The sequence below is a fragment of the Dyella sp. genome (assembly GCF_035503745.1).
In the GTDB taxonomy this organism is placed as follows: domain Bacteria; phylum Pseudomonadota; class Gammaproteobacteria; order Xanthomonadales; family Rhodanobacteraceae; genus Dyella_B.
Window position 1 is genome coordinate 19,354 of the sequence record NZ_DATJTC010000019.1, and the last position, 19,047, is coordinate 38,400.

Here is a 19,047-nt window from a genome sequence, read left to right on the forward strand (position 1 = left end):
AACGCAGTGCGCCTGACCCGAATGATTTCCGCCTGCGGCAGCCTGTCGGCCATGTCGATATAGGAAACTGCCATTCGTCGTTCCTGCGCCGGGTCGATAAGGCCCCATTTCAGAAGGGTTGCGAACGATGATCACCGTCTTTGGCGAAGGAAGGGGCTTCAGGGTCGTCTGGTTGCTGGAAGAGATGGAGCTTGCGTACCGATTGCGGCCAGTGGACCTTCTGGCTGGCGTGGAGAAGGATGCGGAGTTCCTGGCGATCAATCCTGCCCGATTCATTCCGGCGATCCGGGATGGCGATGTCACGATGGTCGAGTCCATTGCGATCATGGAGTATCTGATGGCCCGCTACGGGCCGACGCCGCTCGCGCCCGATCCCCGCGATGGGGCCTTTCCCGCTTACCAGCAGTTTCTTCATTTGGGTGAAGCGGGCCTGGCGGCGTCCATCTACTTTGTCGTCGGCGCGCGCCATTTCGCGCCGGAAGCGGAGCGGCAGAACTGGAGCGCCGGCCAGGCGCTAAGCGTTTTCGAGAGCCGGTTGAGCCTGGTGACGCGGCAACTTGCACACACGCCCTACCTGGCCGGGGAGGCGTTTACCGCCGCCGATATTTCGGTGACCTACGCGCTGGAGTTGGCCCAGGCAAGTGGCGGCGTCGCGCTCGGTGAGGCCGAGCAATCCTACCTGGCCCGGACCAGTGCACGCGACGGCTACAAACGCGCCATGGAAACCTGTCAATCCAGGAAGGCATGGCTTGCGAAGGCGCGCACCGGGCTGCAGTAGCCTGGATCGGCAATGGCGATGGCGAAGAGGATGCGGCTTGCGTTGCCGGCCTGGAAAGCGGGAAGCGTTCATCGGCGGCGGTCGCATGCGAGCGGGCTTGAGCACCGCCGGTCAACGTGACAGCATCGGCCCGATGAGCAGCAAGGCCATCCCAACGCAGTCGTTGCGCGAGCTGGTGCGCCTGCGCCGCGTGCGCGATCGCATCGATCGCGACTACGCGCAACCCTTGGACGTAGAAGCGCTGGCGCGCGGCGTGCATATGTCGGCGGGCCATCTGAGCCGGCAGTTCAAGCTCGCCTACGGCGAGTCGCCTTACAGCTATCTGATGACGCGGCGCATCGAGCGGGCGATGGCGCTGCTGCGGCGTGGCGACCTCAGCGTAACGGACGTCTGTTTCGCAGTGGGCTGCGCGTCGCTCGGCACCTTCAGCACGCGCTTCGCCGAGCTGGTGGGTATGTCGCCGGGTGCCTATCGGCGGGGCCAGGGGCGGGCGACGGCGGGCATGCCTTCGTGCGTGGCCCGGCATGTCACGCGACCGGTCAGGAATCGAGAAGCGCCGGCCCTCGCACCGAAACTAGACTGATCGCGTTGACATCGCCGCCTACCAAGGAACAACGCCATGGATATCAGCATTCACGCCAGTTTCCTGCCGCAGAACGATCCGGATGCGGCGCTGGCTTTTTATCGCGACACGCTCGGCTTCGAAGTGCGCAACGACGTGGGCTATGGCGGCAAGCGCTGGATCACGGTGGGGCCCAAGGGGCAGCCCGGCACGTCCATCGTGCTGTATCCGCCCGAGGCCAGCCCCGGCGTCACCGACGAGGAGCGCCGCATCATCGCCCAGATGATGGCCAAGGGCACCTTCGGCATTGTGTTGCTGGCCACGCACGACTTGCAGGGCGCCTTCGAGCGGCTGCAGGCGTGCGAAGCGGATATCGTGCAGGAGCCGGCCGACCAGCCCTATGGCGTGCGCGACTGCGCGGTGCGCGATCCGGCCGGCAACATGATCCGCATCCAGCAGCTGCGCTGAGACGCCTGCGCAGGAAAGAAACGCCAAGCCAGCATCCGGCCGTGCGTGGATAAACCGCAGGCGCCGGACGCAAGTGCCTGTCGCTTGCTATCCCCGTCAAGGCGCGGTGGTGTTAACTTCGCAAGTTGTCCACTCGCTTGCCGGAGTTCGCTATGTCCCGTGTTTTTTCCGCCGCCGCGGCGCCTGCGCATCGCAAGTTTTCACGCCTTGCCCTGGCCGTTGCGCTGATTCTTGCCGCCGGCGCCGCCACTGCGCAGCAAGCGCATACCGACAGCGTGCCGCCGCCGCAGGACACGCCCTATCCCGGCACGCTGACGCTGCATGTGGATGCCAACGACACCGCGCAAGGCATCTTTCGCGCGCATGAAACGATTCCGGTGAAGCCCGGCGCGCTGACCCTGCTGTATCCGCAGTGGATTCCGGGCGATCACTCGCCGACCGGTCCCATCAGCATGCTCGCGGGCTTGAAGATAAGCGCCAACGGCAAGCCGCTGATGTGGAAACGCGACGAATACAACGTGTATGCGTTTCACCTGGAGGTGCCCGCGGGCGTGTCGAGCATCGATGTGTCTTTCCAATACCTCTCCGGCCGCACCGACAGCGAAGGCTTCGAGATGACCGACCGCATGATGGACATGGAATGGAGCAAGGTGGTGCTCTATCCGGCCGGTTATTTTTCGCGTGACATCACCTTCCAGCCGAGCGTGACGCTGCCGCAGGGCTGGCAATTGGGCACTGCGCTGGAAACCGCATCACAGTCGGGCGAGACCACCCGCTTCAAGCCGGTGACGTTGAACAACCTGGTCGATTCGCCGGTGTACGCGGGCGAGTATTTCAAGCGCGTGGATCTCAATCCCGGCGGCGATGTGCCGGTGCACCTGGACCTCGTCGCGGACGCGCCGAAATACCTTCAGATGTCGCCCGCGCAATTGAACGTGCACCGCGCCTTGGTCACGCAGGCGGTGAAGCTGTTCGGTTCGCATCACTACGATCACTACGACTTCCTGTTCTCGCTTTCCGATCAACTGAGCGGCAACGGCACCGAGCATCACCAGTCCAGCGAGAACGGCCTGGGCGCGGACTACTTCACCGCCTGGAACGAGGCGGCGCCGGACCGCGACCTGCTACCGCACGAATACACCCATTCCTGGAACGGCAAGTTCCGCCGCCCCGCCGATTTGTGGACGCCCAACTTCAACGTGCCGATGGGCGATTCGCTGTTGTGGGTGTACGAGGGGCAGACGCAATACTGGGGCTTCGTGCTGACCGCGCGCTCGGGCATGTGGTCGGCGCAGCAGTTCCGCGATGCGCTGGCGATGGTGGCGGCCAACTATGACCGCAACCGCGAAGGCTTCCAGTGGCGCACGCTGGAAGACACCACCAACGATCCTACCGCCGCGCGCCGTTCCAGCCTGCCCTATCGCAGCTGGCAGATGAGCGAGGAGTATTACAGCGGCGGCCAGATGATGTGGCTGGACGTGGATGGCAAGCTGCGCGCGCTCACCCACGACCATAAATCGCTGGACGATTTCGCGCGCGCGTTCTTTGGCGTGGACAACGGCAGCTACGTCACCAAGACCTACACGTTCGACGACGTGGTGGCCGCGCTCAACAGCGTGGCGCCGTACGACTGGGCCAGCTTCCTGCGCGCACGCGTGGACCAGTTGAATCCGCCGTTGCAGGACGGCCTGGCGGCGACGGGCTGGAAGCTGGTCTACACCGATCAGGAAAGCGAATACGAAAAGCAGTACAACAGCCGCCCGCAATCGCCACGCCACCTGTACAACTTCGCCTGGTCGATCGGCCTGACCATGGGCGACAAGGGCCAGATCAACGACGTGCGCTGGGACGGTCCGGCGTTCAAGGCAGGCGTGAGCACCGGGGCCACCGTGGTGGCGGTGAACGGCAAGGATTACTCCAGCGATACGCTGAAAAGCGCGATCACCGCGGCCAAGGGCGGCAGCGCGCCGATCCAGCTGCTGCTGAAGTACCAGGGCGGCTATCGCACGGTGGCGGTGGATTACCACGGCGGCCTGCAATACCCGCATCTGGAGCGCATCGAGGGTACGCCCGACTACCTCGACGAGATCATTGCACCGCGCAAGTAAGCAAGCCGCGCCAGGATGTGACCGATGCAAGGCACAGGTGCCGCCACCTGTGCCTTTTTTTGCGCGCCGCCGCCGGCCGCAACCTTGCGCGAGCCGCTCGGCACCCACCCAGGCAAGGCCCTTTCAGCCCGCGCCGAAGTGGTGAACCGCAGTGCATACCGGAGAGCAATACCACGCCGTCATGCTCGCCTCGCGGCGCGATAGCCGGGTGCGCGACCGTTTCCAGCGGATCGCCCTGAACCTGTTGGGCGATGGCGGGGGCGTGCTCGACTTCGGCGCCGGCACCGGCATCGACGCCAAGACGTATGCCGCGCACGGCCATCCTACCTTCGTCTATGAACCCTCGCAGGCCATGCGCGACTACCTGGCCGTACATTGCCGCGACGAAATAGACGGCCAACGCATCGTCGCGGTGCCATCGCCCATCGGTTGCAAGGTGCAGATGGTTACGGCGAATTTCGCCGTGCTCAACCATTTCGCCGACCACGCCGGGCTGTTCGAGGAATTGTCGTGCGTGGTGCAGCCGGGCGGTTTCGTGCTGGCCAGCATGCTCAATCCGTATTACCTGGGCGATGCGCGCTACGGCTGGTGGCGCCGCAACCTGTTCAAGCTGCTGCGCAGCGGCCGCTACGCCATACCCAGCGAAAGCCGCATCCATCGTTTCGCGCCGCGCGTGGTGGCGCGCGCGGCGGCTCCGTATTTCCGGCTGGAACGTGTGCAGCCGCGTGGCTTGGGCCGGTTCACCGATCTGTATATGTTCCTGCTGTTCCGGCGCACCTGACATGTGGAGGGACTGGATCAGGCCGCTTGTCAGCCCCCTGCCGCAATGGTCGCCGGTGGCGATCGCGCCGCCCGCGCAGATGGTCACGGCCATCCTGCGCGGCGAGGGCATCGCAACGGACGTCACCGCCGATCACACGATTGCCGCGCTCAAGCCATTGGTGATCGCCAGCAGCGTGGACGCCGGTGCGCACCCGATCCTGGAGTATCGCGACAGCGCAAACGGCGCCTTGCTTGGCGTGCTGCATCTCAAACGTGCGGCATCGATCGCCACCGAACGCGCGGCGCTGATGTTTTACCAGGTGGATGCCGGCGAGCATCGCTGCCTGCGCTGGCCGCGCCGCCCGTGGAACGAATGGCTGCAAAACCGGCGCATGCTCAAGCAGCAGCAACCGCATCATCTGGCGATGGTGCCCGCGGCGGTGCAACAGCTGATGATCGCCTACCTGTGTCCACGGCCGGTGGTGCTGGTTTCGGTGGGAGCGCCGGGTCACCAGAACATGTTTCCGATGGATCTGATCGGGCCGCTGGAGCGCAGCGGTTATTTTTCGCTCGCGCTGCGCAGCACCAACGTGTCGCAAGCGGTGATGCGGGATGTGCGCCGGGTGGCGCTGTCGAGCATTCCCGCGACCATGAAAAAGGCAGCCTACGCGCTCAGCGAGCAGCACAAGAAACCGCTCGCCGACTGGCAATCGCTACCGTTCCACGTGCGGCCTTCGTGGGAATTTGGCATCCCTGCCGTGGCCGATGCGCTGCGCATTCGCGAGTTGAGCATCGTGCACAGCGAGCAGATCGGTTCGCATACGTTTTTCCTGGGCCGCATCGTGTCCGACGAGCATCTTGCGCAAGGCCGGCAACTGCATCACACGGCGGGTTTTCACCAGGCATACAGGCGTCGGCTGCGCACGCCGTTTACCGAGGTTTAGCGTGCGCAGCCGGGGGGGTGTGAACGCGCCGCTGCGCGTGCACGGCCGTGGCCGGGGTCAGCCGGCAACGCGATAGCGTGCCGCCGGTTGGGTGTGCGACAAATTCGGCGACATCTTCTGCCGCGCGGCCTCGAATGCCTGCCAGTCGGCCGCTTCGGGCAGCGCGGGAATGGTCACCAGTTCGCCCTGTTCCAGCCCGGCGAGGGCGGCATCCACCATGTCATCGGCGGACATCACGATATGCGAGGGCAGGTGTGCGATCGGCACGCCGGCGACATCCCAAAATTCGGTGGCGGTGGCACCCGGCAGCACCGCCTGTACGCGCACACCCTTGTCGGCCAGTTCATGATGCAGCGATTGCGTGAAGGCGAGCACGAAGGCCTTGGTGCCTGCGTACACGCCGTTGAGCAGCTCCGGCGCGATAGCCACGATCGAGGCGATGTTGACGATGGTGCCGTGGCCGCGTCCGGCAAAAGCAGGCGCGGCGGCGTAGGTGAGGCGGGTCAGTGCGCCGACGTTGAGCGAAATCATCGCGTCCATCTTTGCCACGTCCGATTGCAGCAGCGGCGTGGCGGCACCGAAGCCGGCATTGTTGACCAGGGTGGTGATGCTGTTGTCGGTGCGCAGCAGGGCCTCGACCGCGGCCAGGCCGGCAGGGTCGTTCAGGTCGGCCGGGAAGGTCTGGATGGTGCGGCCGGTGGCGTCGGACAGGCGGCGGGCCAGCTGGTCCAGGCGCTCGCGGTTGCGCGCCACCAGGATCAGGTCGTAGCCGCGGCGCGCCAGGCGGTCGGCGTAAAGGGCGCCAATACCGCTGGAAGCGCCGGTAATCAGGGCGGTGCCCTTGGTTGAAGCGTTCATGTCGAGGTCTCCGATGGGGGGGCGGCGGCGGGATGCCGGAGCCTTGGCGACAGTTGTACGCGGGCCGGGCTTAGGCTTAAATGTCGTGGATGCCACCTTTTAGGCCATCCCCGGAGGCCGTCATGCAACGCATAGGTTTCGTGGTTTTTCCAGGCTTCCAGGTGATGTGCCTGGCCGCCGCGTCGGCGTTCGAATTTGCCAATCTCGAAGTCGACGTTCCCGCGTACGACGTGCAGTACGTCTCCGAGACAGGCGGCGCGGTTGCCAGCTCGCTGGGCATTGCCATGGACACGCGCGCGTTCGACCGGCAGCCGTTCGATACGGTTGTGATGAGCGGCGGCGTGGGCATACCCGCTTCGACGCCGGGGCTGCTCGATTACGTGCGCGATGCGTCGCAGCGATCGCGGCGCGTGGCGGCCATCTGTACCGGCGCCTTCGTGCTGGCCGAAGCGGGTTTGCTCGACGGCCGCCGCGCCACCACGCACTGGCTGCTGGCGCGGCAACTGCAACAAAGCTTTCCCAAGGTGAAGATGGAAGAAGACCGTATCTTCATCATCGACGGCGCGATTTGGACGTCCGCCGGCATGAGCGCGGGCATCGACCTGGCACTGGCGATGGTGGAAAAGGATCTGGGTGCGGACGTCGCGCGCAAGGTGGCGCAGAAGCTGGTGTTGTATCACCGCCGCTCCGGCGGGCAGTCGCAGTTCTCTGCCTTGTTGGACCTTGCGCCGAAGTCCGACCGTATCCAGAACGCGCTGACCTATGCCAAGAGCCATCTGCGTTCGGCGCTGTCGGTGGAAGAACTGGCTGACGCGGCCAACCTCAGCCCGCGCCAGTTCAGCCGCACGTTTCGCGCGGAAACCGGCCAATCGCCTGCGAAAGCGGTGGAAAACCTGCGCCTGGAAGCGGCGCGCCTGATGATGGAACAGACGCGTCATCCGATTGAAGTGGTGGCGCGGGAATCGGGCTTCGCCGATCGCGAGCGCATGCGCCGCGCCTTCCTGCGCGCCTTCGGCCAGCCGCCGCAGGCGCTGCGGCGGAGCTTGCGCAGCGAGGAACTTGAGGCAGCGTCGAACGACGGCTAGCCCAAGCCACTACGCCGCAAGCGACTCCCGGCCGATCCAGCTCACCAGCAGCGCGCCAGCCCTGGCGAGGCGGTCTTCTTTGCCCAGCGGTTCCCCACCAGCGTGCCGCTAGAGCACCCTGAGCGTCGCCATCGAAAAGGCCAGCGTCGCGCAGGTGCTCTTCAGGGTATCTCCGTAAAGAAATGCGTAAGCGAGTTCGGATGCGGCGCCACTTACACGGCGGTGATGACGGCCTGAAGGTTTCCGCGCGTGGCCTTCGAATACGGGCAGATGTGGTGCGCACGATCGGCGATGGCCTGGGCCAGCGCCAGGTCCAGCCCCGGCAGGTTCACCTGCAGGCGGCCGGAGAGAAAAAAGCCTTCTTCGGGCGAGTTGTTCAGCGAAATTTCGGCGTTTACCGCCGCATCGGCGGGTAGGCGGATGCCGCGTTCCTGCGCGGCGCGGCCCATTGCGCCGATGAAGCAGGCGGACCAGCCGGCGGCGAACAGCTGCTCCGGATTGGTGCCGGTGCCGTCGGAGCCGGGCAGGGACATGGCGAGGTCCAGACGGTTGTCGTCGCTGCGCGCATGGCCTTCGCGGCCACCGGTGGTGAAAGTCTTGGCGGTGTACAGAACGGTATGGTTGACGGACATGGTTGGTTTCCAGTGAGTGAAGGCCGCGCATACCGAAGCGGTGAGGAGGCGTCGGCCGGTGTGCATAGGAAACCGCCGCGGCGTATCCCGGATGTGTCGCTTGAGGTGCGAAAAGGCATCGCAATGTGTCGCGGCCGCGGCCGGATACGTTCCGATACAAAAGCCACGCGGCGGAGTTGGCGGGCGCCGCCGCGCGTTTGTACAACGCGTTCGTACAAACAGATACAAAAAGCCGGCAAAGCGGACATGCCCGGGATAACGGGCGCCGCTCAAATAGCGCCCATGGCAGCGCATACCCGCGCCGCCACGCGCTATCAAGAGGCACGTCCCATGAATTACCTGCGTATCGGCATCGCCGCGGCGGCCCTGGCTTCGGCGCTGCTGGCCTATTGGCCCGCCCACTGGACCACCGCTAGTGCCCAGGAGACCGCTACCCAGGCACCCGACTTCACCGGCGCGGACCACTGGTACAACTCGCCCCCGCTGAGCATGCAGGGACTGCGCGGCAAAGTGGTGCTGGTGGAGTTCTGGACGCGCGAGTGCATCAATTGCATCGACGTGCTGCCGCACACCAAGGCGCTGTACGACAAATACGCCGCCGATGGTCTGGTAGTGGTGGGCGTGCATACGCCCGAATATGACGAAGAGCGCGACCCGGCCGCCCTGCAAGCGGCGCTGCGCCGCTTGCAAATCACTTGGCCGGTGGCGGTGGACAACGAATCGCGCATCTGGAACGCCTACGGCAACCGCTTCTGGCCGGCCATCTATCTGATCGACCGGCGCGGACGGGTGGTGTACAGCAACTTCGGCGAGGGAAACTATGCCCAGACCGAACAGCGCGTGCGCCAGTTGCTGGGCAAGGCGCCATAACCGGCCACTGCAATCGAACCTTTGGAAGCCATGCGATGGACCACCTCGACCATATCCTCGTCGTCGATGACGACCACGGCATCCGCACCGGTGTCGTCGATTACCTGCGCAAGAACGGCCTGCGCGCGAGCGCGGCGGTCGATGGCCGCGACATGTTCGCGCAGCTCGATACCTCCGCCTTCGACCTGATCGTGCTGGACATCATGATGCCCGGCGATGACGGCCTGGTGTTGTGCCGCACGCTGCGCGGCGGCAAGCATCGCGCCGTGCCGATCCTGCTGCTCACTGCGCGCGATGACGAAACCGACCGCATCATCGGCCTGGAAATGGGCGCGGACGACTACGTGGTCAAGCCGTTCTCGCCGCGCGAACTGCTGGCGCGCATCAAGGCGGTGATCCGGCGCACGCGCATGCTGCCGCCCAACCTGCGCATCACCGAGAGCGTGGCCATGCTGTGCTTCGGCCGCTGGCGGCTGGATACGGTGGCGCGCCATCTGCTTGACGAAGACGGTACCGTCGTCGCGCTGAGCGGCGCGGAATTCCGGCTATTGCGCGTGTTCCTGGATCACCCGCAGCGCGTGCTGTCGCGCGACCAGCTGCTCAACCTCACCCAGGGCCGCGATGCCGAATTGTTCGACCGTTCCATCGATCTGCTGGTCAGCCGCCTGCGCACGCGCCTGGACGACAACGCGAAAGAAGCGGCCTACATCAAGACCGTGCGCAGCGAAGGCTACGTCTTCAGCATGCCGGTGACGGTGCACGGGAACGACCCATGAGCGGCGCGGTAGTAAAGGCGGTGGCGCGCTGGCTGCCGCGCAGCATGGCGTGGCGCCTGTACCTGATCATCCTGGCCGGCCTGCTGCTGGCACAGGGTTTGTCGATGGCGCTGCAGTATTACGAGCGCACGCAAAGTGCGGTGTCGGTGATGTTCAACACCGTCGAACACGAGGTGGGCACGGCGGTGGCGATCCTCGATCGCCTGCCCGCGGCCGAACGCGCCAACTGGCTGGGCCGTCTGCAGCGCGACAATTACCGTTTTCTGCTCGGCCCCGGCCAACCGGGCACGCCGGCGATATCCCAACGCGCACGCGAACTGACAGGACGTGTCGAGCGCGAAGTGGGACCGCGTTACCACGTGCACGCCGACACCATTTCGGTAAAGCCCGAGCGCTACCAGGTGCATTTCACACTGCATGACGGGTCGCCGCTGACCTTGGAAGTTACCCCCTACATGGCGCCTGTCGCGTGGTGGCTGCCGGTGGTGCTGACGCTGCAACTGTTATGGCTGCTGGTTTGCACCTGGCTGGCCGTGCGCCTGGCGACGCGGCCATTGACGCAGCTGGCGAAGGCGGCCGAAGCGATGACGCCTGCCGCCGAGGGGCCGCGCATGAGCGAGGACGGTCCCACCGAAGTGGCGCAAGCCGCCGTGGCCTTCAACACCATGCAGGAGCGCCTCGCGCGCCACGTGAAAGAGCGGCTGCACATCCTTGCTTCCATTTCGCACGACCTGCAAACACCGATCACGCGCATGCGGCTGCGCGCGGAGAATCTCGACGACGGCGAGGAACGCCGCAAACTGCTTGAGGACTTGCGCGAGATGGAGCACCTCGTGCGCGAAGGCGTGGCCTACGCGCGCAGCGCGCATGGCGGCGCGGAGACGCCCGTGCGCATCAACGTGGGCGCCTTCCTGGAAAGCCTGGTGTTCGATTACCAGGACGTCGGCAAGCCGGTGACGTTGTCGGACTCCATCCAGGGCGCCGCGCTGGTTCGCCAGCAGGCACTGCGTCGCGTGCTGGGCAACCTGATCGACAACGCCATCAAATACGGCGGCACCGCCGAAGTCGGCGCGTGGAAAAGCCAAGACGGTGCGCTGCGCATCGCCGTGTCCGATCGCGGCCCCGGCATACCCGAGGCGGAACTTGAACAGGTGCTGCAACCGTTCTATCGCCTGGAGACATCGCGCAACCGCGATACCGGCGGCACCGGCCTGGGCCTTGCGATTGCGCTGCAGTTGACGCGTGCGATCGGCGGAACACTTGCGCTATCCCAGCGCGAAGGCGGCGGCCTGGTCGCGACGGTCACCTTGCCTTGAGCGCACGGCGAGCGCGACGCCGCCCATCGGTGGTGTTTATGCGGCTATCGCGCGAAAATTCGCCACCGCTCCTTGCAGAAGGTTATTCGTCGTGTCGCATTATCGCGGTCCCTTGCTCACGCGTTTGGTCAGCGAAGCGCTGCTCGCCGCGCGCGATAGCGGCGCGGATGGGTGGATCGGCTCGCTGGACCTGGCCCGCAGCAACGATAGCGTGTCGTTGCAAGCAGACGCGTGGCATTGGCACGAGCGGTGTTATCCGTATCCGCCGAAACTGAAAGACCGCACCATTTATTACTGGGATGGCGACGAATTCATGCCGGTGTCGCGTTTTTCCGGTTCGCTGATCAAGCTGGTGCCAACCCAATGGGGCGTGCCTACCTTCGAGATCGACGGTATCAAGATGCTGCCCACCGCGAAGGCGTCGCCGCTGGAGGATGCGCGCCGCAAGGTGGCGTTGGTGGAGCCGCGCGGCAAGGTGCTGCTCGATACGTGCGGCGGACTGGGCTACTTCGCGGCCTGCTGCCTGGAAGCGGGCGTGGCGCGCATGCATTCCTTCGAAAAGAACCCGGACGTGCTATGGCTGCGCACGCTCAACCCGTGGTCGCCGGATCCGGACGATCCCACGCACGGTGGCCGCCTGCAACTGAATCACGCGGACGTCTCGCAGGCGATCATGCAGGTTGCCGATGCGTCGGTGGATGCCCTGCTGCACGATCCGCCGCGCTTCGGTATTGCCGGCGAACTGTATTCGCAAGCCTTCTACGGCCAGCTGGCGCGCGTGCTTCGCCGCGGCGGACGGCTGTTCCACTACACCGGTAGCCCCAACAAACTCACCAGCGATCGTGACGTGCCGCGCGAAGTGGCGCGGCGGCTGGAGAAGGCCGGTTTCAAGGCACAGCTTGCGCTGGACGGGGTGCTGGCGGTGCGCCGATAGGCCATAAGCGAATGTTGCGCCGTCCTGGCAGAGATATCCTTGCTAGGTCAGGCGCTTGCAGGGTCAGGCCGTGGCATCGCCATGGGCGACCCCGTGACGCGTATCATCAGTGCGAACACATAGGGCGCTTGATTGGCTCTTATCTGCTCGGTCTGCCTATCAGGATGCTCGGAAGGATGCGTAGGCGAGTGGGCGAAGGGATCGCGTGGGCGCGTGCTTCTGGCCGGTGCCTGTTGCCAGAACGGGTATGGCGCCATGCAAGTCAGGGTGAAACCATGAAAATGTTGCTCACCAAGCTGTGGAATGGGCTACGCAAGGCGGGGATGTTTATCCTGATCGCGGCGGTGGTGCTGTTGCTGCTGGCGGAGCGCTTTCAAGAAGCGCCGGTCGTGAATTTCCTGCGCTCCCTCATTTGACCGGGCAGGGACGGCGTTTGCATGGCAAACGCCCGAACTTTCACGCATGCGCATCGCGTGGCCGTACCCATTGATTGAGCGCGGCACACAGCACCAGCAGCGCGCCGGTGATAAAAAACACATCGTGCAGACCGATCCGCGCGCCGATCTGCCCGCCCATCAACGGGCCGATCACCTGGCCGGCGAATTGCGCCGATTGCAGATAGCCGAGCGTCTTGCCAGTATGGTGTTCGTGCACCGCCTGGCGCACCAGCTTGGCGATGGCGGGAAGCAATCCGGCGATGGTCATGCCCATCAGCACACGCAGCAACGCAAGCTGCCACCATTGCGTGACGAAGGCTTGCGGCACCATCGTCGCGCCCGTCGCCAACAAGCACAGGACGATCACCTTCCAACTGCCGATGCGGTCGGCCAATGCGCCCAAGCGCGCGGCGGTGAGCATGCTGCCGAGGGCCGAAGCGGCCATCACGATGCCGGCCGTGCGTGCCAGGCGATCGGCCGGCACCGCCAGTTGCGCGATGTAGACGGTGATGATCGGTTCGATCGACATATTGGCCAGCAACACCATCATCGCCGTAGCCAACAAGGCGATCAGCACGCGGTATCGAACCGGCGTCGATGCCGCCGTGCTCGCCCGCTCGCGATGCGAGGTGTCCGTGCGCCGGTCGAAATCCTCGCGCACCAGCAGGATCGTGGCGACGGCCGCTATGGTGATCAGCGCGCCGCCGACAAAAAAAGTGCCGCGTATGCCCACCCAGCCGGGCAGAAATCCGCCAACCAAGGGTCCGACCAGATTACCGGTCAACGCGCCGGTGGACAGCACGCCGAGCGCCCAGCCGGCCCGCTCGCGCGGCGCTTGGGTGCCGATCATCACGATCGACGCCGAGGCATAACCGCCCACCAGTCCCGCGATCAGGCGCAGCGCGACCAGTTGGTAAACATCGTGCGCCACGCCGATCAGCGACATCACCACCGCCATGCCGAGCGCGGCGCGCACCAGCATCGGCTTGCGCCCGTAGCGGTCGGCCAAGTGGCCCCATAGCGGCGCCGTGACCGCGGTACCCAGGAAGGTGGCGCCGAACGCCACCCCCGACCATTGGATCACCGCCGATGGCGATGCAACGCCAAGCTGCTGTACATACAACGGCAGGAACGGCAACAACATGCTCAGGCTCACCAGTGTGGTGAACGATCCGAACACGCATATGGCCAAGTTGCGCTGCCAATGCGCGCTGTTGCGCTCTACATAGCTGGAGCGGTGCGCGGCAAGCCCGGGTGCTTGCGCGGTTTCATTGGCCTGGATCGACATCGTCTAGGTCTCGCACAACGGCCCCTGGGCACGGCCGCAGGCGTGGCGCGTGCGTCGTGGCTAGAAACGAAAACACGGTTGCACAAGGCATCGCGCAACCGTCACCGTTACTTCTTGCCGGCTTCGCGCTGCTTGCGCAGCTCCGGAACGGGTAACCCACCCCAGCCCCAGTTTTCCAATTCCACTTCCTCGATCACCACGAAGGTGGCATCGAGCGGCTTGTTCAACACGTCCAGCAGCAACTGGCTGGCGCCCTTGATCAGGGCGGCTTTTTCTTCGGCCGTGGCGGCGCTGCGGCCGGGGCCCGAACCCTCGCGGGTGATCTTGATGTTGACGATAGGCATGACAAGGCTCCTGGCGGCATGGAGGCGGGCACCGCGCCCGCCTCCGATCAGGTCAGTGACCGGCGCTCTGGCCGCCATCGACGTGCAGGATCTCGCCGGTAACGAAGCCGGCCGATTCCAGGTACAGCACGGCATCGACGATGTCGTTGATGTCGCCCATGCGGCCGACCGGATGCAGCGCGCCCAGGGCGGCATGCGTTTGCGCCGCGTGCATCGGGGTCTTGATGATGCCCGGCGCCACCGCATTGGCGCGAATGCCGCGCTTGGCGTATTCGATCGCCAGCGACTTGGTGGCGGCATTGAGGCCGCCCTTGGTCAACGAAGCCAGCACCGAGGGCACGCCGTCGATGGCCGATTCGGCCAACGTGGTGGTGATGGAGACGACGTGGCCGCTCTGCTGCTTTTCCATCTCCGCAATGGCCAGCTGCGTGATGTGGAAAAACCCGTTGACGTTCACGCCAAGCACGTTGGCATAGTCTTCCACGGTGTAGGCGGTGAACGGCTTGGCGATAAAGATGCCGGCGTTGTTCACCAGCGTGTCGACGCGGCCGAAGCGCGCGACCGCTTCCTTGACCAGGCGCTCGGCGACGGCACGCTCGCCGATGTCGCCGGCAATGGCCAGCACATCCGGATCGCTCGACGGCTTGATGGAGCGGGAGTTGGCGACGACGCGATAGTCGCGGTCGCGATAGGCCTTGACCAGGGCGGCACCGATACCTTGGGATGCACCGGTGATGATGGCAACTTTACGTGGGCTGTTCATGGTGTTTGTCACTCGCAATAAATTAGAAGGGGCTAGCTGGATGCTGATCGGGCCGGTGGCGCCGATGGATCTAATTTAGGAGCGAGCGTGCGTGCTGCGAATCCCTTCTATTCGGCAGACACTCTTCCGCGGCGCGGTGCAATGGCAGGTTCGGGCAAGGTCTGGGCATCCTTGGCCAGGCACGCAAAGTGCGTGCGCAGGCGCGGCAGCGCGAAGTCCACGAAGGCGCGCACCTTGGGTACGGACAGACGTCCATGCGGAGAAACCAGATGCACCGGATACGGCGCCGGTTCCGCGTCGGCCAGCACGATGCGCAGCTGGCCCTGCTTGATTTCCGGCGCCACGTGATAGGAAAGCAGGCGCGAAATGCCGTTTCCTTCTACCGCCGAGGCCACCGCCGCCTGCACGCTGTTGACCACCAGGCGCGGCGCGATCGGCACCGAACGCGGCACGGACGAGCCTTCTTGCGGCGGAAACGTCCACGAATCCTGGCCCATGTGCTGCATGGCGATGATGTGATGCTTGGCCAGGTCCGCCGGTTCGTCGATGCGCGGATGCGTGGCCAGGTAGCGCGGCGCGGCCACGATCACGCGGCGCACCTCGCCGATGCGGTGCGCCACCAGCGAGGAATCGGCCAGGTGCGCGATGCGCAAGGCCAGGTCCATGCCTTCATCGACCAGGTTGACTGCGCGCTCCAGCAGATACATGCGTACGTTGACGGTGGGAAATTGCTGCATGAAGGCATCGACGATCGGCCGCAGCACCTGCACGCCGGCAAATACCGTGGCGGTGATGGTGAGCGTGCCGCGCGGTACGGATTTCTCGCCGGCCGCCTGGCGGTCGGCCTCTTCGAGTTCGGCCAGCACCTTGCGGCACGCGGCGGCGTAGCGTTCGCCCGCTTCGCTCAACTTGATCGAGCGCGTGGTCCTGTGCAACAGCGGCACGCCCACGTGCGCTTCCAGAAACGCGATGGCGCGGCTTACCGCGGCGGCCGAACGGCCGGTGCGGCGGCTGGCGCCCGCCAGGCTGCCCTCGTCGAGTGCCGCGACGAAGACCTTCATGGCATCAATGCGGTCCATACAGCGGCGCCTCGCGGTCAAGCCATGCAAGTCAGGGCGCTGGCAAGTTTGCTACAAATTGCACGATGCGGCGAGTTGGTGCCGCATGCATCGCAGCATCGAACGCGCCGCGGGACGCGGCACGGCGTTGCATGCATCAGCGGATGCGCGACAGCTTTGCGGCGTCCGGCGCAGGTTCGGTGTTGTCGGCCAGTGCAAGGCCACGGCTTTCATGCATGCCCGGGAAAATCATGCAGAATCTGTGCTTCATGGCATCGATCGTGCCTTTGGCGTAAAGATGAATTCGATGCGCAGGCCGCCGGGCTCGTGCACGATGCAGTGCATCGACGGGCCCGCGCCAAGCAGCTGCGGCGCGAACTCCACCACCACGCCCGGCCACGCCGACACGCGCGCATACAGGCTTTCGAGCCGGGCCAGGCTTTCCACCTTGAACGCCACGTGGTGCAGGCCCACGTTCTTGCGCCGGTCGAACGGCATACGGCCATCGGATTTGTCGGCCTGCCACAGGGTCAGTGTCTGGTGGCCATCGGAAACGAACACCGCCGGATACGAGGGCCGCTCGCCGACGACTTTCCAGCCCAGGCCATCGACGAAGAAGCGGCAGGTCAAATCCAGATCGCTGACCGTCAGGCCAAGATGATCGATGCCCATGGTCAAGGCGTGCGGTTTTTGCATGATGGAGGGTTCCGTTGATCCAGGGGCAAGGGCGCGGCGGGACCGGTGCCATCGGTCGCAGCGCAGGCTAGGCCAAGCCGGGGGCGGCGTGAACCCCCGTTGCCGGGCAGACACTCTTGCGCGCGGCGGATGAATACCAGGCTTGTCATGTTGCAATGCGGCGTCGCCGCGCGCACGCCCGTTGCGCGGGCCCGGCATGGAATCTTGCGCATCGCGAAAAACCGGATACCGAAAAGGGGCTTTACGCGCAGGCCCCGAACGGGCGTACATTGACCCTCATGCAGACTGCGTGGACCGCATCAAGGCCCGTGTCCCTTCCCATCTGTCGTAATCGAGAACGTTCCGCGGCGAACGTCGGGAGTGCCTAATGATGAATACCAACCGCTCCAGGCCACGCTTCATCCAGCTATTGCTGCTGGTGCCCTTTCTGGGCTTGTTGGACGCGGGCTTGTACAACCTGGCCGAGCCTAAACTGCTTGGTTTCCCGTTTTTCTACTGGTACCAGCTGCTGTGGGTGCCCATTACCGTGTTCGTGATATGGATCGTCTATCGGAGCATGCCCCATGACGACTAAACCGGATTATCTGGCCATCGGCATTTTCGTCGCGTTCTTCGTGCTGGTGGTGGTAGTGGGCTTCCTGGCCTCGCGCTGGAAACGTACCTCGGAGGTGACCAACCTGCACGAATGGGGCCTGGGCGGGCGCAGCTTCGGCGTGTGGATCACCTGGTTCCTGGTGGGCGGCGATTTTTATACCGCCTACACCATCATTGCGGTGCCGGCATTGGTATATGCGGTAGGCGCGTACGGCTTCTTCGCGTTGCCGTATACCATCATCGTCTATCCGTTCGTGTTCGCGGTGATGCCGGTGCTGTGGCGGGCCGCCAAGCAACAGGGTCACGTCACCGCCGCGGACGTGGTCTATGGACACTACGGCTCGCGCCCGCTGGAGCTTGCGGTGGCGCTTACCGCGGTGGTGGCGACCATGCCTTACATCGCGCTGCAGCTGGTAGGCATGATCGCCGTGCTCAGTGCGCTGGGCCTGCATGGCGAAATTCCGCTGATCATCGCGTTCGCGGTGTTGGCGGTGTACTCGTTTTCGTCGGGCATACGCGGGCCGGCGCTGATCGCGGTGCTGAAAGACGTGATGATCTACGTCGCCGTCATCGCCGCCGTCGCGGTGATCCCCAGCAAGCTGGGCGGCTATGGCGCGGTGTTCGATGCGGCCGATCAGGCGTTCAAGGCGAAGGGCTCCGGCGGCATCCTGCTCAAGCCCGCGCAATTTGTGCCCTATGCCACGCTGGCGCTGGGTTCGGCACTGGCCGCATTCATGTATCCGCATACGCTCACCGGCGTGTTTGCCAGCAAGAGCGCCAACACCGTGCGGCGCAACGCCATGTTGTTGCCGGCGTACACCTTGTTGCTGGGCCTGCTGGCGCTGCTGGGCTACATGGGGCATGCCGCGCACCTCAACGTCACGGATAACAACGACGTGGTGCCGGAGCTGTTCAAGGCGCTGTTTCCCAGCTGGTTCGCCGGCTTCACCTTCGCCGCCATCGGCATCGGCGCGCTGGTGCCGGCCGCGGTGATGAGCATCGGCGCGGCCAACGTGTTTACGCGCAACTTCTGGCGCGCCTACGTCAATCCGGCCATCTCGCCGGAAGGCGAGGCCAGCGTGGCCAAGCTCGCTTCGCTGGCGGTGCAGATCGGCGCGCTGCTGGTCATCCTGTATCTGCCGATCCAGTTCGCGCTGTACCTGCAACTGCTGGGCGGCATGTGGATTTTGCAGACGCTGCCGTCAGTGGTGTTTGGTTTGTATTCGCAGCGGTTGCGCGCGCCGGAGCTGCTTAGCGGCCTGGTGGCGGGTTTGGCCAGCGGCACGTGGTTCATCTGGTCCGATGGTTTGAAGCCGATCCACCACGTGGCGCTCGGTTCGTTCTCGGTGTCGCTGTATACGGGTCTGCTGGCGCTGGCGATCAATCTGGTGGTGCTGGGCGTCGTGCACCTGGCGCGCAGCCTGGGGGCGAGTCGCGCGCACGTTTCAGATTCGGTGCCGGTGCGCAAGTAAGCGTGTCATAACCAAGGGCCTTAGGGGTGGACGATTCAGTGCGCTGGATCGTCCTTGCTCGCGTAGGCCACCGCATCGTGCGCGTGCAGGCTTTCCTGATGTTCCAGGCGCACGTGGAAATCGGCGATGCTGCCGTCGGCATCAAGCGCGCGCTGGATGCGGCGCGCGGCGTCCTCGCAGAACATCAGGTTGCTGCCGTTGGCCAGCGCGAAGGCCTGTTCGTCCTCGCGCTTCACCGCCGTCTGCACCGGCGTGCCCAGCGCCTGTTCCACGCGGTCGAGCAGGCCGATCAGGTTCAGCGG

At 65.0% G+C, this 19,047-nt stretch carries 22 protein-coding genes; 14 read left to right on the forward strand and 8 right to left on the reverse strand.

Features of this window, described 5'->3' with window-relative positions; translation table 11 throughout:
* Positions 1-127: 127 nt before the first annotated feature.
* From VME63_RS07705 to VME63_RS07730, 6 genes are all read left to right on the forward strand, one after another.
* The gene (locus VME63_RS07705; RefSeq protein ID WP_325431941.1) at positions 128-778 is read left to right on the forward strand and encodes a glutathione S-transferase family protein; all 651 of its coding nucleotides are present in this window, start codon (positions 128-130) and stop codon (positions 776-778) included.
* A 97-nt stretch (positions 779-875) separates the two neighbouring features.
* On the forward strand, positions 876-1,361 hold the full coding sequence (locus tag VME63_RS07710; RefSeq protein WP_325431943.1) for a helix-turn-helix transcriptional regulator: 486 nt from the start codon (positions 876-878) through the stop codon (positions 1,359-1,361).
* A gap of 36 nt (positions 1,362-1,397) precedes the next feature.
* Positions 1,398-1,808 carry a VOC family protein gene (locus tag VME63_RS07715; protein ID WP_325431945.1) on the forward strand — a complete coding sequence of 137 codons (411 nt, stop codon included), beginning with the start codon at positions 1,398-1,400 and terminating at the stop codon, positions 1,806-1,808.
* 152 nt (positions 1,809-1,960) lie between these two features.
* The gene (locus VME63_RS07720; RefSeq protein WP_325431947.1) at positions 1,961-3,916 is read left to right on the forward strand and encodes a peptidase M61; all 1,956 of its coding nucleotides are present in this window, start codon (positions 1,961-1,963) and stop codon (positions 3,914-3,916) included.
* A gap of 151 nt (positions 3,917-4,067) precedes the next feature.
* Positions 4,068-4,697 (forward strand): class I SAM-dependent methyltransferase, encoded by a 630-nt coding sequence (locus tag VME63_RS07725; protein WP_325431949.1) that lies wholly within the window; start codon positions 4,068-4,070, stop codon positions 4,695-4,697.
* Between the two features lies 1 nt (position 4,698).
* Positions 4,699-5,622, forward strand: a complete 924-nt coding sequence (locus tag VME63_RS07730; RefSeq protein WP_325431951.1) for a flavin reductase — start codon at positions 4,699-4,701, stop codon at positions 5,620-5,622.
* A 57-nt stretch (positions 5,623-5,679) separates the two neighbouring features.
* On the opposite strand, the gene VME63_RS07735 is transcribed toward VME63_RS07730, so the two are convergent.
* Complete coding sequence (locus VME63_RS07735; RefSeq protein ID WP_325431953.1) at positions 5,680-6,480, reverse strand: SDR family oxidoreductase; 801 nt, start codon at positions 6,478-6,480, stop codon at positions 5,680-5,682.
* Positions 6,481-6,602: 122 nt separating this feature from the next.
* Here VME63_RS07735 and VME63_RS07740 point away from each other — a divergent pair, with 122 nt between their 5' ends.
* Positions 6,603-7,565: a GlxA family transcriptional regulator gene (locus VME63_RS07740; protein ID WP_325431955.1), complete on the forward strand. Its 963-nt coding sequence runs from the start codon at positions 6,603-6,605 to the stop codon at positions 7,563-7,565.
* 212 nt (positions 7,566-7,777) lie between these two features.
* Here the strand turns inward: VME63_RS07740 and VME63_RS07745 are convergent, their stop codons facing one another.
* Positions 7,778-8,197 carry an organic hydroperoxide resistance protein gene (locus VME63_RS07745; protein WP_325431957.1) on the reverse strand — a complete coding sequence of 140 codons (420 nt, stop codon included), beginning with the start codon at positions 8,195-8,197 and terminating at the stop codon, positions 7,778-7,780.
* A gap of 330 nt (positions 8,198-8,527) precedes the next feature.
* Between VME63_RS07745 and VME63_RS07750 the strand changes: the two genes are divergently transcribed.
* From VME63_RS07750 to VME63_RS07770, 5 genes are all read left to right on the forward strand, one after another.
* Positions 8,528-9,067, forward strand: coding sequence for a redoxin domain-containing protein (locus VME63_RS07750; RefSeq protein WP_325431959.1), 540 nt, complete (start codon positions 8,528-8,530; stop codon positions 9,065-9,067).
* Positions 9,068-9,102: 35 nt separating this feature from the next.
* The gene (locus VME63_RS07755) at positions 9,103-9,843 is read left to right on the forward strand and encodes a response regulator (RefSeq protein ID WP_325431961.1); all 741 of its coding nucleotides are present in this window, start codon (positions 9,103-9,105) and stop codon (positions 9,841-9,843) included.
* Positions 9,840-11,159 carry a HAMP domain-containing sensor histidine kinase gene (locus VME63_RS07760; RefSeq protein WP_325431963.1) on the forward strand — a complete coding sequence of 440 codons (1,320 nt, stop codon included), beginning with the start codon at positions 9,840-9,842 and terminating at the stop codon, positions 11,157-11,159. The genes VME63_RS07755 and VME63_RS07760 overlap by 4 nt, the downstream gene beginning before the upstream one ends.
* A 91-nt stretch (positions 11,160-11,250) precedes the next feature.
* Positions 11,251-12,093 (forward strand): SAM-dependent methyltransferase, encoded by an 843-nt coding sequence (locus tag VME63_RS07765; protein ID WP_325431965.1) that lies wholly within the window; start codon positions 11,251-11,253, stop codon positions 12,091-12,093.
* Positions 12,094-12,368: 275 nt separating this feature from the next.
* A complete protein-coding gene (locus tag VME63_RS07770; RefSeq protein ID WP_325431967.1) occupies positions 12,369-12,509 on the forward strand; it encodes a hypothetical protein in 141 nt (46 codons plus the stop codon).
* Between the two features lie 40 nt (positions 12,510-12,549).
* Here VME63_RS07770 and VME63_RS07775 read toward each other — a convergent pair whose 3' ends face one another.
* From VME63_RS07775 to VME63_RS07795, 5 genes are all read right to left on the reverse strand, one after another.
* Positions 12,550-13,818 (reverse strand): MFS transporter, encoded by a 1,269-nt coding sequence (locus VME63_RS07775; RefSeq protein WP_325431968.1) that lies wholly within the window; start codon positions 13,816-13,818, stop codon positions 12,550-12,552.
* A 107-nt stretch (positions 13,819-13,925) separates the two neighbouring features.
* Positions 13,926-14,162: a 4-oxalocrotonate tautomerase family protein gene (locus VME63_RS07780; protein WP_325431970.1), complete on the reverse strand. Its 237-nt coding sequence runs from the start codon at positions 14,160-14,162 to the stop codon at positions 13,926-13,928.
* A 52-nt stretch (positions 14,163-14,214) separates the two neighbouring features.
* On the reverse strand, positions 14,215-14,925 hold the full coding sequence (locus VME63_RS07785) for an SDR family NAD(P)-dependent oxidoreductase (RefSeq protein ID WP_325431972.1): 711 nt from the start codon (positions 14,923-14,925) through the stop codon (positions 14,215-14,217).
* A 107-nt stretch (positions 14,926-15,032) separates the two neighbouring features.
* A complete protein-coding gene (locus tag VME63_RS07790; RefSeq protein ID WP_325431974.1) occupies positions 15,033-16,004 on the reverse strand; it encodes a LysR family transcriptional regulator in 972 nt (323 codons plus the stop codon).
* Between the two features lie 246 nt (positions 16,005-16,250).
* On the reverse strand, positions 16,251-16,679 hold the full coding sequence (locus tag VME63_RS07795) for a VOC family protein (protein ID WP_325431976.1): 429 nt from the start codon (positions 16,677-16,679) through the stop codon (positions 16,251-16,253).
* Positions 16,680-17,046: 367 nt separating this feature from the next.
* Between VME63_RS07795 and VME63_RS07800 the strand changes: the two genes are divergently transcribed.
* Both VME63_RS07800 and mctP read left to right on the forward strand, forming a co-directional pair.
* Entirely contained in the window at positions 17,047-17,253 is a 207-nt protein-coding gene (locus VME63_RS07800) for a DUF3311 domain-containing protein (RefSeq protein ID WP_325431980.1), read from the forward strand.
* A complete protein-coding gene (gene mctP, locus VME63_RS07805) occupies positions 17,243-18,745 on the forward strand; it encodes a monocarboxylate uptake permease MctP (protein ID WP_325431982.1) in 1,503 nt (500 codons plus the stop codon). The genes VME63_RS07800 and mctP overlap by 11 nt, the downstream gene beginning before the upstream one ends.
* A 35-nt stretch (positions 18,746-18,780) precedes the next feature.
* On the opposite strand, the gene VME63_RS07810 is transcribed toward mctP, so the two are convergent.
* Positions 18,781-19,047: GTP cyclohydrolase, FolE2/MptA family (locus VME63_RS07810; protein ID WP_325431983.1), on the reverse strand; the 267-nt coding region annotated here is incomplete at its 5' end.